This window comes from Gracilibacillus marinus, from assembly GCF_042651725.1.
In the GTDB taxonomy this organism is placed as follows: Bacteria; Bacillota; Bacilli; order Bacillales; family Amphibacillaceae; genus Gracilibacillus; species Gracilibacillus marinus.
In genome coordinates this window covers 252277-265395 of record NZ_JBHSDV010000001.1, presented here as the reverse complement: position 1 = coordinate 265395, position 13119 = coordinate 252277, and the positions used below count along the sequence as shown (strand labels likewise).

At 34.3% G+C, this 13119-nt stretch carries 13 protein-coding genes and 1 riboswitch; of the genes, 1 reads left to right on the top strand and 12 read right to left on the bottom strand.

All coding sequences use genetic code 11. The features are described from left to right. Nucleotides 1-87: 87 nt before the first annotated feature. The 7 genes from ACFOZ1_RS01270 to ACFOZ1_RS01240 form a co-directional block, all read right to left on the bottom strand. Nucleotides 88-1437 (bottom strand): TrkH family potassium uptake protein, encoded by a 1350-nt coding sequence (locus tag ACFOZ1_RS01270; RefSeq protein ID WP_390195027.1) that lies wholly within the window; start codon nucleotides 1435-1437, stop codon nucleotides 88-90. A 16-nt stretch (nucleotides 1438-1453) separates the two neighbouring features. Beyond that, entirely contained in the window at nucleotides 1454-2110 is a 657-nt protein-coding gene (locus ACFOZ1_RS01265) for a potassium channel family protein (RefSeq protein WP_390195025.1), read from the bottom strand. 89 nt (nucleotides 2111-2199) lie between these two features. Next, nucleotides 2200-2328: riboswitch (cyclic di-AMP (ydaO/yuaA leader) on the bottom strand. Between the two features lie 174 nt (nucleotides 2329-2502). Further along, entirely contained in the window at nucleotides 2503-3054 is a 552-nt protein-coding gene (locus ACFOZ1_RS01260) for a redoxin domain-containing protein (RefSeq protein ID WP_390195023.1), read from the bottom strand. 4 nt (nucleotides 3055-3058) lie between these two features. Next, entirely contained in the window at nucleotides 3059-3712 is a 654-nt protein-coding gene (locus tag ACFOZ1_RS01255; RefSeq protein ID WP_390195021.1) for a hypothetical protein, read from the bottom strand. A gap of 126 nt (nucleotides 3713-3838) precedes the next feature. Then, nucleotides 3839-4069, bottom strand: coding sequence for a sulfurtransferase TusA family protein (locus ACFOZ1_RS01250; RefSeq protein ID WP_390195019.1), 231 nt, complete (start codon nucleotides 4067-4069; stop codon nucleotides 3839-3841). Nucleotides 4070-4113: 44 nt separating this feature from the next. Continuing rightward, the gene (locus ACFOZ1_RS01245) at nucleotides 4114-5241 is read right to left on the bottom strand and encodes an MBL fold metallo-hydrolase (RefSeq protein WP_390195018.1); all 1128 of its coding nucleotides are present in this window, start codon (nucleotides 5239-5241) and stop codon (nucleotides 4114-4116) included. Between the two features lie 67 nt (nucleotides 5242-5308). Further along, entirely contained in the window at nucleotides 5309-5881 is a 573-nt protein-coding gene (locus tag ACFOZ1_RS01240) for a sulfurtransferase TusA family protein (protein WP_390195016.1), read from the bottom strand. A 328-nt stretch (nucleotides 5882-6209) separates the two neighbouring features. Between ACFOZ1_RS01240 and ACFOZ1_RS01235 the strand changes: the two genes are divergently transcribed. Further along, nucleotides 6210-6866 carry a YczE/YyaS/YitT family protein gene (locus ACFOZ1_RS01235; RefSeq protein ID WP_390195014.1) on the top strand — a complete coding sequence of 219 codons (657 nt, stop codon included), beginning with the start codon at nucleotides 6210-6212 and terminating at the stop codon, nucleotides 6864-6866. 236 nt (nucleotides 6867-7102) lie between these two features. Here the strand turns inward: ACFOZ1_RS01235 and ACFOZ1_RS01230 are convergent, their stop codons facing one another. The 5 genes from ACFOZ1_RS01230 to melA form a co-directional block, all read right to left on the bottom strand. Further along, the gene (locus ACFOZ1_RS01230) at nucleotides 7103-7933 is read right to left on the bottom strand and encodes a carbohydrate ABC transporter permease (RefSeq protein WP_390195012.1); all 831 of its coding nucleotides are present in this window, start codon (nucleotides 7931-7933) and stop codon (nucleotides 7103-7105) included. Then, entirely contained in the window at nucleotides 7933-8823 is an 891-nt protein-coding gene (locus ACFOZ1_RS01225; protein WP_390195010.1) for a carbohydrate ABC transporter permease, read from the bottom strand. Before ACFOZ1_RS01225 ends, ACFOZ1_RS01230 begins: the two co-directional genes overlap by 1 nt. 213 nt (nucleotides 8824-9036) lie before the next feature. After that, nucleotides 9037-10311 carry an ABC transporter substrate-binding protein gene (locus ACFOZ1_RS01220; RefSeq protein WP_390195008.1) on the bottom strand — a complete coding sequence of 425 codons (1275 nt, stop codon included), beginning with the start codon at nucleotides 10309-10311 and terminating at the stop codon, nucleotides 9037-9039. Between the two features lie 201 nt (nucleotides 10312-10512). Beyond that, the gene (locus tag ACFOZ1_RS01215) at nucleotides 10513-11541 is read right to left on the bottom strand and encodes a LacI family DNA-binding transcriptional regulator (protein WP_390195006.1); all 1029 of its coding nucleotides are present in this window, start codon (nucleotides 11539-11541) and stop codon (nucleotides 10513-10515) included. 232 nt (nucleotides 11542-11773) lie between these two features. Beyond that, on the bottom strand, nucleotides 11774-13072 hold the full coding sequence (gene melA, locus ACFOZ1_RS01210; protein WP_390195004.1) for an alpha-glucosidase/alpha-galactosidase: 1299 nt from the start codon (nucleotides 13070-13072) through the stop codon (nucleotides 11774-11776). Nucleotides 13073-13119: the final 47 nt, after the last annotated feature.

The window sequence follows — 13119 nt, the reverse complement described above, 5'->3', positions numbered from 1 at the left end:
AGAAAATTAAACATGCATAGTTTCAGCACCAATTATTAAACAAGGATTTCAAGAACTCATTCAAGTTAATGTGTTTTTTGAACATCATTATCCAACAATAATCCGCTCTTTCGGATAACGGTAATGTGTATCCTTTTCTTTTATATGAAACAAGAAAATAAATGATAAGATTCCGATTCTTCCAATAAACATTAATGCGATAATGACAATCTTACCAACCGTACTCAGATCGCTTGTAATCCCCATGGATAATCCAGTTGTTCCAAATGCTGAGCTAATTTCGAATGCAATTTGCATAAACGAAAAAGGTTCCGTAGCTGTTAAAATAATAAATGCAACAAAACAAATAAACATCGCTAAAAATGTGACGACAACAGATTTTCGAACATCTTCTTCATCAATCTCTCGTTTAAAGACTTTAATTGATTTCTGACCACGTGCAAATGCGATGATTAACAATACAATTACAGCAAATGTCGTTGTCCGAATCCCTCCACCTACAGAACTAGGCGATGCACCGATAAACATAAGTAGGCAAATAACTAATAGTGTTGGTATGGTAAATTCGCTCACATCCATTGTTGCAAGTCCACCATTTCTAGTCGTTGATGATTGAAACAAGCTATAGAATAAGGACTCATGCCAAGCTTTATCAGCAAAAAAGTGTGGTAGTTCTAGTAAAAAGATAAGTAAAGCTCCACCAAACATTAAAGAGAAAAACGTAACTGACGTTAATTTAGTGTATAAGCTAAAACGAAACGGAATAGATGTTTGTCTTTTCTTTAAAAACTCTTTCACCTCAATTAATACCGGGAATCCAATCGCTCCTAATGTAAGCAAGATAATATTAATTGTTTGAACAAAATAATCTTGTGCAAAAGGAATTAAGGATTGACCAGTAATATCGAATCCTGCATTTGTTGTTGCACTTACTGATGCAAATAAACCTTGTAAGTAGGCCTCTTGCCATGTATCAAAATATTTTAAGAAATACGTTCCTAAAACAAGTGCTCCGATGAGTTCTATTGTAATGATTAGTGTTAAGATTTGCTTCATTAATCGAACTAATCCAGACATATGTGTTTGATTTTGATCTGTACTGATTAGTTGTCGCTCTCTTAAGCCGATTTTTTTCCCAATCATAAGCCAAAAGAATGTCCCTAATGTCATAATTCCAATGCCACCAAATTGTAGAATAAACATTAGAATAAAAATTCCCGCGGTACTAAATGTGTCTACAGTAGAAATAACAGACAGACCAGTCACACTAATTGCACTTACTGCTGTAAATAACACATCTACAAAACTCCAATGCACGCCTTCTTTAAGAGCAAATGGTAAGCTCAATAGACATACAGAAATAAGTGTTGCACCAACATAAAATAAGACAATTAATTGCGCTGGTCTTAGATAATCCAACTTCAACCATCGGTACATATTCGTTCCCCTTTTCCTATAGACCTTTTTCTTCAAATTTCTTTAAATCTTGGTTACTCCCCATCACTATAAGGATGTCTCCTTCTTCTATTTTGTCATCTGATGAAGGTGAAAGATTTAAAGAATGATTGTTTTTCACGCCAAGTAATGTACAACTATAGCGTTCCCTTACATATAGATCACGGATTTTTTTATGTGCTATCTTTTTCGGTGTACTTAATTCAATAATGCTATAATCCTCTGATAATTCAATATAATCTATCACTTTATCTGAATGTAGTTGTGTTGCAATGCGAATTCCCATTTCTTCTTCTGGGTGTATAATGCGATCTGCCCCAATCTTTTCTAATAATTTATGATGCTGTGCTGTCTGAGCTTTTACCCACACTTTTCGCACACCCATCTCTTTTAATATTAATGTACACAATATACTAGATTGTATATTGTCGCCAATTGCAATAATTGCTTGATCAAAATTTCTTATCCCAAATGATTTTAGTGCTTCTTCGTCAATCGCATCTGCAACCACCGCATGTGAGCAGCCTCTCATTATTTGAGCCACTTTATCTTTATTATGGTCAATTGCTAGTATCTCATGTCCTAGCTCATGCAATTCTCGACAAACTGTACTACCAAAACTCCCTAACCCAATAACAACGAATTGCTTTTTCATTACTTCTGCCTTCTTTCATGTAAATAACTTGTATAAGAACACAAAAAAGACCATCACAAACACGAATGGTCTTTTCTTTAACGAGACCCTTCTCTCCAAATGAACGCTTACGAGGTTAGCTGTCGGATTAGGAATAGAGAGTATCCCTTCTTACAAAAGTAAGATTCACCCCAAATAAGTGGTTCCCCCGCTCAATCATGACTCAGCGATTAAAGGCGATATATAATTATCTGTTACATCTAATTTCTTGACACACAAGTGCTCACCATCATTAGAACACTGTATAATCTACTCCTGTTTATTTAAAATGTCAATATCCTTTTTTCTAATAATTTTTGTCGGACATATATGTAAAAGACAACAAAAAAACCGAACATTTCTCTGTTCGGAATTTATTGCCTTGTTCTCTCATATTCTCTTACCATCAATTCATAATTTAATGGCCCATAAACTTGATATTGTATGATACCATTTGTGTCAATAAATAAAGAAGTTGGAATTGGTCGAATGCGATACATCTCAGATGCTTTATTGCCATTATCTAATAAAATAGGGAAAGTCAATTGATATTCTTCTACAAATGATGTGATCTGGTCCATGCTTGACTCTGAATCTACCAGGTTAATTGCTAATATTTCAATATCTGTATCTTGATAGAATTTTTCCATATCAGGCATTTCCGCTCTGCATGGTGGACACCATGTTGCCCAAAAATTAAGCATCACAGTCTTTCCACGATAATCTGATAATTTCACAAATTCTCCATTTAATGTTTGCAATTCAAAATCTGGTGCTACTTCTCCTATTTCTAAACCTACTTGTTCATCCTCATTGACTATTTCATCTATTTGATACGGATATGCTTCCTTTTCCTTCGTATAGAAAGAAACGACCGCATAACCAAGCATGCCTAGTAATACAATCGAGATGAGCCATTTTTTCATCTATTTACATTCCTTTCTTTTTTTCCATCACATACATAGCAATAAGCAACAGCATTAGTGAACTATAAAATATAATGGATGGTGAGTAATAATAGAAAGTTAGATTCACAAAGAAATAAAAGATGATTTGTAAGAACAGCCATAGGATTAAACTACTATATGTAACGATAGATAATGGCACTTTCCCTGTACTTATAATCATACCTAATAACAAAACAAATGAAACAAGTAATTCTAACCATTGCGGATGATTTCCTATTGTCATTTGTAAGAAATAAAAGGTGAACAATGAAGTCAATAATACGACTGACCAAGTATATAAGGTGAGTGTCCATGATTGATTTGTACGTTGATATTTCCATCCATTATATAGTATGACAAGCATCGTTCCAATATACAGGGCATTTCCATCACCCGGATATGCTAAAACAGCAATGGGATCTTCCACAAATAAGGACAGATGTAACACTATTTTTCCTATTATTATTGCAATAACCAATTGGAATAATTGGGTTGTTACGATATCTATCAAAACTTTCTTTTGTGTTTTTTGAAAAGGACTAACACTACTAAATACTATAAGCCCTATAACGATACTTATTAGCATATACAGTATATCTGCTTTTATAACAAATGGTCCAAGTACCCAACCACCCAAAGAAACCCCTCCTCTTCTTTCATGAAAAAAAGAGACTACAACATAAGCAAGGATAATAAGGGATAAGCTTGACTGAATTGTCATCTTACCCCTATTACTTTGTTTTCGTCTCTATAAAAATATTCCTTATTTTGCTTTTTTAATCCAAAACTTGAATACACCGTTCTCTTCTACATCTTTCAGCATTTCGTGTCCACCTGATTTTGCCCATGCAGTTAAATCACTTTTAGACCCTTTATCTGTTGCGTGTACTTCTAATACTTCTCCCACTTGCAATGTTGCCATTTCCTTTTTTGTTTTCACAATTGGCATTGGGCAAGCTAATCCTTTTGCATCTAATACTTTATTTGATTCCATTTATAAAACATCTCCTTTTATTTTATCCAATTTAAATTAGTTACTTATCTTACAGCACAACGGTTTGGACCAATTTCCATTTCTCGTTGTTCTTCCTCCAAAGGGGTGATTTTACCCATATTTGTTTCACGAATTTGTTGATACGCATTTGGTTGTGGCGGTAAATTCTCTGTTACCATTTTTCTAAATATCTCTTCATCCTTCACATTCAATCCGTGATTTTCCTCAAAAAGGGTTCCTAGTCTTGCTGCAACAGAGCCATCTTCATTCAATTCCGCTACAATCATAAAATGTGCTGGTAACACAATGAGTGCTTCAGATAACTCTTTATATCTTATATATAAGCTTTCTCTTAAATCTTTTACCCAATCTTCTGCTTTCCCTGCCAAATCTGGGCGACCAATCGAGTCAATAAACAAGATATCACCAGATAATAGATATTTTTGATCTATAACAAAGGATGTAGAACCAATTGTATGACCTGGTGTATATAACGCCATAATATCTATTGTCGCGTTTCCTATTGTTACTTTGCTTCCATCTTCTAATGGTTGATAAGCAAATGTAACTTCTTCCGCATCTTTTGGTGGTAACCAATAAGTCGCATTTGTTTTTTCTGCAATATTTCGCCCACCTGAGATATGATCGGCATGTAAGTGTGTATCAAAAACATGTTTGATTTCCACACCTTTTTCATCTGCGAATCGTGCAAATACTTCTGTCATTCTTGTTGCATCAATAATTGCAGCTTCTCCATTTGATACAAGCATATAGGAAAGACACCCTTTTCCAATACGAACAAATTGGTATAACTCGCCACCACCTTGTAGGTCCCCAATCTTCACTGGTTCAAGGTGTTCACTCCATGCTTTCATACCACCCTCTAAATAGGAAACGTCTTTCCCGGCTTCAGAAAGCATCTCTGCTACCATCACAGATGAACCTTCTTTGGCACATACTACTACTACTTCTTTATCTTGTGGAAGATGGTCTAGAATATCTTCTACACCATCTAACAAATCAAAGTAAGGGATATTTAAATATTCAAAATTTACGCCTTCAACTTTCCAATCACGATATGCATCTTCTGTACGTACATCAAGAATAAACAATGATTGTTTGTCAAATATCTTTCTAGTCATTTCTGTTGCGGTCATTTTCTTCACAGTCATTCTACTTTATACCTCCTATTGTATAAAGTTTATCCTTATTATTCTATTTTCCACTTTGTTTTCTTTATTAATCATTTTTTTCGATATCAAATTGCCATTCACTCATACCCGGCAGTACATTCTTCACATGTTGAAAACCTTGTTCTTGTAACTTTTGTGCTGCAAGGTCACTTCTACTTCCTGTTCGGCATACAACATATACATCTTTATCTTTATTTATCTCATTTATTCTGTCCTCTAGTTCTCCTAAAGGAATGGAAATTGCACCATGAATATGGCCAAATGCATATTCTGCTTCTTCTCTTACATCTAAAATAGTAAAGTCTCCACCAGAATTCATAAGTTCTGCTAATCCTTCATTTGACACAGTATGTGGATGCTTCTTCTCAACAGTCTCTTCATCTGTTGCTTTGCGTAAATAATGTTTGAGCACTTCTCCTTCTTCTAATGTCCCCAAATAATGATGTCCTGAACTTTTCGCCCATGCTGCCAAATCTGCTTTAGAACCTTTGTCAGTTGCTTGTACTTCTATTACTTGCCCTGCTTCTAATTCTTGTATTGCTTTCTTTGTTTTCACAATTGGCATTGGACAAGCTAATCCTTTTGCGTCTAAGACCATATTTGTTTGAATGTTATTCATTTCATTACCTCCTATACCTATCTGGGTATAAATTTATTTAAAAAAATATTTAGTTTTGGATTTCAAACAGCGTCGATTACCCCTATGGGTATAAATATACAAGAAATACTTTTGTGTGTCAACCCTTCTCCTTTTTTTATTACAAATTTATATATACTCAACTACTAACAATTTGCCTTCTCTATCTAACACATACACCTATCTATTTATCATGAAATTAGATATAATGCTTCTGTATGCCTTATCAATTATTAGGAAGAGCGACATCTGCTTCAGTATTATGTATTCGCTCCCAACATATTAACTATACAAAGAAATGAGGGAATGAATGGTGCAAAATAATTTAGTAAAAAAAATCACGATGGTGGTTATCGGTAATTTGTTCATTGGTATTGCAGTTGCATTACTTAGGATCACAGAGTTTGGTACAGATCCATTTACTACGTTAAATCTCGGTATAAGCAGTGTATTACCAATCTCATTCGGCCTTTATCAGTTACTCTTTAATATCGTATTACTCGGATTTGTTTTTCTATACTATAAATCTTCTATCGGATTAGGAACATTAATTAATATGGTTGGTATTGGCTTTATATCTGATTTTTTAGTTTTTTGTTATCAATCTTTATTTGATGATATGCCTATTCTAGCTATACGTATTGTGTTAATTCTCTTAGCTGTCGTACTTGCAAGTTTAGGAGTTGCTCTTTATATTACACCTAATTTAGGAATGGCTCCATATGATGCGCTTGGTTTTGTTGTAGAAAAGATATCTCATCAAAAGATTTCATTCCCTGTAGCTAGAGTTAGTCTTGATATAATTAGTGTAGCTATTGGATTTACATTCGGAGCAACAGTTGGTTTTGCAACAATCATTCTCGCATTTTGCACTGGGCCATTTGTTCAATTCTTCCGAAAAACAATTGCACAGCCTATGCTTAACAAATCTTCACACATACCAAGCCATAAGAAGAAATTAGCATAATCTCTGTTTTTAAATTAAGTCCTGCAAATTGAGCCACATATCTTTCTGTATACTAAAAAAAGATACCATTATTTTTTTAAAAAAATTTTAGTGGTATCTTTTTTTTATAGTTAGAATGAACGACTTGAGTTTGGAACATAAAGGGATGATACAACACTACTATACTTAAGTATTGTGTGAAATGATTCGTGTGCGTATACCCACTACGTTTCTAAACGGGCGCTTTTGCTTTTGATTTATCCTTTTACTGATCCTGATGCTAGTCCTTTGATGAAGTATTTTTGTAAGAATAAGAAAAGGACAACCATTGGTAACATTGCGATAAAGGCTGCGGATGCTACTAGGTTTAGGTTATTTGCATTTTCACCAAAGAATCCAGATAGTGCTACTGTCATTGTTTTCACAGATTCATCTTGTAAGAAGAAAATCGCAAATTGATAGTCATTCCATATAAACACACAAGAGATGATTAGAATCGATGCAGTAACTGGCTTTAATAATGGGAAAACAATTCGGAAGAAAATCCCCATTGTACTCGCCCCATCAATTCTTGCCGCTTCTTCCAATGATTTTGGAATCGTAGAACGAATGAATCCAGCATACAAAAAGATAGTTAATGGAATAAATGATGCAACATTATTTAACACCGCTACCGTTCTTGTATTCATTAATCCGATATTTACAACTAATTGATATAACGGAACTAATGCTGCTAGTGGCGGAATTACCATAATTGAAACAAAAAACATAAACACAAATTTGTTTAATTTCGTTTGTCTCCTAGCTAGTGGATATGCCGCTAGTGATCCAATTACGATTAACAGGATTGCTGCAAAAAATGTAATGATTGTTGTATTCCATAATGCATTACCGAGATTTGCTCGTTCCCATGCCTCTGAGAAATTGGCCCAATACACTTCTTGAGGAAATTGCCATTTTGAACTGAAATCACCTTTTGGTTTGAGTGCCGTAGTCATCAGTATATAGAATGGCATAATATGAAACACAGAGATAATAATCGCAATGATTGACAATGTATATTTTTTCTTTTTAGAAGTATAATCCATTATGCTTCAACCTCCTGACGTCTAAAGTAGACTAGTGCTGCTAAGCTTAGAACAAGAATAATTACCATCATGAGTACACCTTGTGTTGCTGCATATCCCGCATCTTGACGAGAGAAATATAATGTATACATAAATGTCGACATGGATTGTGATGCATTACCAGGTCCCCCACCTGTTAAGGAGATTATGACATCAAATAATTTTAGACCACCAATAATATTAATTACCATATTAATCGTTACAGATGGCATAATAAGTGGCAATGTAATATTTTTAAATTGTTGAAACGGTGTTGCTCCATCAATATCTGCTGCCTCATAGAAATCTTTTGATATACTTTGTAAACCAGCTAAATAAATAATCATTGCAATCCCTACATATTGGAACGTATTTACAAATACAATGATCCAAATATTTAAATCAGGATTACCTAATGCATTAATTTTATCCATACCGAGCGCCATTAAGATATCGTTCAATGCACCATCTTGGTAGGCAAAGAAGAAATACCAAATATACCCCATAATTAACGGACTAATAATAACAGGTAAATAAACAATCGTTCTTGTAATCGCTTTAAATTTAATGCTTTGATTTAATAATAGCGCATACGTTAAACCGACTACATTTTGAAAAATCGTACTACCTAGACCAAATAATAACGTATTTCTAACTACGAGCCATGTATCTGGATCTGTTAGCATTCGGCTATATTGTTGTAACCCTACAAAATCGTAATTTTGTGAAAAACCATTCCAATTTGTAAAGGAGATGCGAATACCATCTAAGAATGGATATACGATAAAGAATCCAACGAATATAAAAGCAGGTACATACATCCACCATAAAGAAGAATTGGTTTCTATTTTAGATTTTTTTCTTAAGCTCATTTTTAAAATCACTCCTATTCGTGTAACGTGTGACTGTAATCAGTAGGAGTTTGTTTACTCCACTTGTTACTCGGTAAAACGTATCAGGAATGTTAGCGTCCGTTTACCTCAGGCGAAATTCCGTACATTATTCGCGCAAAGGTATTACGGACGATAACACTGTGATAAAGTAGTAGGAGTGATTATCCCTCACTCCTACTCGTTATCCAAGTATTATTCTGAACCTTTTTGTTCTAATAAACGGTTGTATTCTGTTGCCATTTTCTCTGATACGCCTTCAGGAGTAAGTGCACCTGATAATAACTCTTGACCTGCTGTTCCCATTGGTTCCCACATGCCACTTGGTAAGAATACACGATCAAAATACGGCTCTACAACTACATCTGAATACTCATCATAATATGTTTGATAATAAATATCTGCAGATGCATTTGTTAAACCTGTTGGAAGTGATGTACCTTCTGCTAGTGCTTGTACATTTTCTGGTTGTGCTAAAAATTCAATAAATTTCTTCGTTTCTTCTGGATGTTTTGTATCTTTCCATATTGCAAATGTATGTCTTTCTCCACCAATCCAGCTTTGCTTTCCACCTTCATGAATTGCTGGAACTGGCATGACACCTAATTCTGCATCTGGATTTAATTCTTTCACTGCGTTTACTGGTGTTGTTCCCATCAAAAAGGCAATTTTCCCTTGTGCTAATAAGGAATCACTTTGGTGACCTTGTGCTGTTAACGCATCTTCATTAATTAAATCTTTTTCTTGCATTTCTAGTAATTTCTCTGGTAAGAATGTGTATGCTTCCCAGTCAAATGTTCCATCAAGTAACGCTTCACTGTAGTCATGTTCAGGATGTGTAATTAATAACGGTGTTGCGAATTGATCAAAGAATTGACCGAATGCACCATAGTCAGACCCACCAAACCATAATGGTGTTACTTCTCCATTACTTTCTGCTTTAATTGTTTCTAATGCTTCCATAAATTCATCAAAAGTCTCTGGTGGAGTAATACCATACTCATCCAGTACATTTTTGTTGTATGTTAATCCATCTTTTGCTTGATTAATTGGATATGCATATACTTTTCCACTTTCATCTTTAAAAATTTGCTCTAATGCTGGATCTAAATTTTCTACCCAATCCATATCTTTCAAATCCATTGTATATTCACCGTATCGATTTTGTGCCCATCCGTGTGTATCGAATAAGTCTGGCATATCATTTGCAGCCATTTTTACACGTAATTGACTTTCATACTCTCCCGCCGGAAAATTAGCATCTATTTTAATATCAGGGTTTGCTTCTTCAAACTTTGCAATCATATCTTCCATCGCTGTTTTATCTGCTTCATTTGTCACTGTTGAATATAAAGATAATGTGACACTATCACCATTGTTATCGTTTCCATTTTCATCATTAGAAGAACATCCAATAAGTACACCTGCGATCATTACTGTTACTAAAAATGCTTGTAATAATTTGGACATGTTTTTACCCCTTTTCTTATTTAAATTCATGTTCTTAGTTGCTAGGAGCTTTCTATTCTTCTATACTAGAATTATCTATGCTCTAACAACTAGAGTGTTGATTTCGTCCTAGATGCGTTCCGCCAAAAACCTATCTAGGACGATTTACTTATACTTCTTTATTAACTCCTTGAATTCTATCACCCCTTTCAAATGATTACTTTAGTTTCTATCCCAGCCACAACTTTCTCTTTTTACAATCTTCGTTGGTAAGGTCACTTTAACCGGTAGTTCTCGTCCTTTTAAGCGATCCATCAATAACTTTACTGCAGATATTCCCATTTCTTTTGTAGGTACATGTATTGTTGATAATGGGCAACTAGCGAATTTCGCCATTTCGATATCATCAAAACTCATGATTGCTACATCCTCTGGTACTTTTATATCGTTCTCTTGAAGTGCTCGTAATGCACCGATTGCCATTGGATCACTTGCAATAAAATACGCATCAGGCAAATTTCCTTTGTCGATGGATTGCTTCATCATTCGATATCCATCTGTCATCGTGAACTCTCCAATAAAGGTATGTTCTTGAGTTAATTTCCCTTCGTTTTCCATTCTTTGATGAAATACTTTATACCTTTCATCTTCAAATAACCTTTTTTCTTTTGTCGGACCATGCGCTGCTTGTTCTCCACCAATGTAGCCAATTTTCTCATAACCCAAGTTCATTAAATGATCCAATGCTTGGTTTGTCGCTTTTTCAAAATCTATCACGACAGAATCAAATACTCCTTCATCTGGAGCGTAATCCACATACACGATATGATCCACTTTCTTTTTTAATTTATTTACTAAATCTAATTCTACTTTACCTACTACAATTAATCCGTCTAATCCTTCACTTAAATGTGATGCTTGAAAGTTATGAATACGATACATCTCTGTTGTTTCAATACCATATTCTTTACACTGTGTTTCTACACCTTGTCTAATCGACAGAAAATACGGATCATTCAATTCCTCTTCCAATGACTGGCACAGAAAAAGGCCGACTCGATAACCCGATTTTGGGTTTGGTGCTTGTTGCTTTCTCACTCTTACTGTTTTGTAATTCAATGTCTTAGCAACATCTAATATTCGTTGTCTCGTTTCTTCTGCAACTGATAAAGATATATCATTATTCAATACACGTGACACTGTTGCAGGAGAAACATTGGACTTTATCGCAATTTCCTTTATTGTCACCATAGTATGTCCCTTCCTCGCATTTACTAAATTTTATTAATTATTTAGTAAACTTTTCTTGATGTAATCTTAACATATACATAAAGCGCTTTCAACAGTTTTTTATAGTTATTTGAAAATTTACTTTGTTTATTTACTAAACTATTACTATAACAAAAAAAGACCTTTACTGAGTTTATCAATAAAGGTCTTCTATCGTTATAACTATCTCATGACAATTCGTACTTGTCTCTTCTTATTCGTAAGTTGGTAACCAATCTCCATGTGCTTCAATCAAGTCATCACATAATGAAATGATATCATCTAGAGATAACTCTGCTGCTGTATGTGGATCAAGCATTGCAGCTTGGTAAATTTTTTCTTTCTTCTTTGTTAATGCTGCTTCAACTGTTAGAAGTTGCGTATTTATATTTGTGCGATTTAATGCTGCTAATTGCTCTGGTAAATCTCCAACATATGTCGGTGTAATGCCGCTAGCATCTACTAGACATGGTACTTCTACTACAGCATTCTCTGGTAAATTCGAGATTAATCTACCAGTATTCAACACATTCCCACCAATTTTAAACGGTATATTTGTCTCCATCGCTTCAATAATATAGGAACCATACTCGTGTGAACGCTCATGTGACAGATTCACATCATGAACTAAATCATCACGCATTTTTTTCCATCCTTCAATTTGATTCACACAACGGCGTGGATATTCATCTAAAGGAATATTGTACTTCTCAATTAGTTCTGGATAGTTACTTTTAATAAAGTATGGGTGATATTCTGCATTATGCTCAGATGATTCTGTGACATAGTAGCCGAATTTATCCATTAATTCAAAACGAACCATATCATCATGTTTTTCTTTTTGTTTTTCTTTTGCTTTTTCTTTAATTTCTGGATAAATATCTTTACCATTACGAGTAATCTCTAGTAACCATGCCATATGATTAATTCCCGCAATTTTCCACTGAATGTTATCTTTCGGCATTTCTAATGCATCTAATAAGTGATCTGCACATACTTGTACACTATGACATAACCCTACTGTTTTAATTCCTTCTTTTAACATCACATTTGTTAATACAGCCATCGGATTGGTATAATTTAAAAACCATGCATCAGGACAAACTTCTTTCATGTCACGTGCGAATTCTTGCATAACAGGAATCGTTCTTAAGTTACGGAAGATTCCACCAATCCCTAATGTATCTGCTATTGTTTGACGCAAACCATATTTTTTCGGTACTTCAAAATCTGTAATCGTACATGGATCATATCCACCTACTTGAATTGCATTGATTACATACTTCGCACCACGTAACGCTTCTTTGCGATCTTGATATGCTTTTACTGTTACTGTTGAATTCATACTATTTTTTAAATTATTTAACATCATTTCTGAATCCTGTAAACGTTCCTGATCAATATCAAATAATGCAAACTCAAAATCTTGTAATGCTTCGACTGACATACAATCCCCAAGGACATTTTTTGCAAAAACCGTACTACCTGCTCCTAAAAAAGTAATTTTAGACATATGCGATACCTCCATTTATAATAGTATATTGCTTTTATACTCACTAT

Bases quoted from the DNA above. Each gene is read 5' to 3' on its own strand.
- ACFOZ1_RS01265 (WP_390195025.1), bottom strand. From the start codon at position 2,110: ATGAAAAAGCAATTCGTTGTTATTGGGTTAGGGAGTTTTGGTAGTACA.
- melA (WP_390195004.1), bottom strand. From the start codon at position 13,072: ATGTCTAAAATTACTTTTTTAGGAGCAGGTAGTACGGTTTTTGCAAAA.
- ACFOZ1_RS01250 (WP_390195019.1), bottom strand. From the start codon at position 4,069: ATGGAATCAAATAAAGTATTAGATGCAAAAGGATTAGCTTGCCCAATG.
- ACFOZ1_RS01215 (WP_390195006.1), bottom strand. From the start codon at position 11,541: ATGGTGACAATAAAGGAAATTGCGATAAAGTCCAATGTTTCTCCTGCA.
- ACFOZ1_RS01225 (WP_390195010.1), bottom strand. From the start codon at position 8,823: ATGAGCTTAAGAAAAAAATCTAAAATAGAAACCAATTCTTCTTTATGG.
- ACFOZ1_RS01240 (WP_390195016.1), bottom strand. From the start codon at position 5,881: ATGAATAACATTCAAACAAATATGGTCTTAGACGCAAAAGGATTAGCT.
- ACFOZ1_RS01220 (WP_390195008.1), bottom strand. From the start codon at position 10,311: ATGTCCAAATTATTACAAGCATTTTTAGTAACAGTAATGATCGCAGGT.
- ACFOZ1_RS01235 (WP_390195014.1), top strand. From the start codon at position 6,210: ATGGTGCAAAATAATTTAGTAAAAAAAATCACGATGGTGGTTATCGGT.
- ACFOZ1_RS01245 (WP_390195018.1), bottom strand. From the start codon at position 5,241: ATGACTGTGAAGAAAATGACCGCAACAGAAATGACTAGAAAGATATTT.
- ACFOZ1_RS01260 (WP_390195023.1), bottom strand. From the start codon at position 3,054: ATGAAAAAATGGCTCATCTCGATTGTATTACTAGGCATGCTTGGTTAT.
- ACFOZ1_RS01230 (WP_390195012.1), bottom strand. From the start codon at position 7,933: ATGGATTATACTTCTAAAAAGAAAAAATATACATTGTCAATCATTGCG.
- ACFOZ1_RS01270 (WP_390195027.1), bottom strand. From the start codon at position 1,437: ATGTACCGATGGTTGAAGTTGGATTATCTAAGACCAGCGCAATTAATT.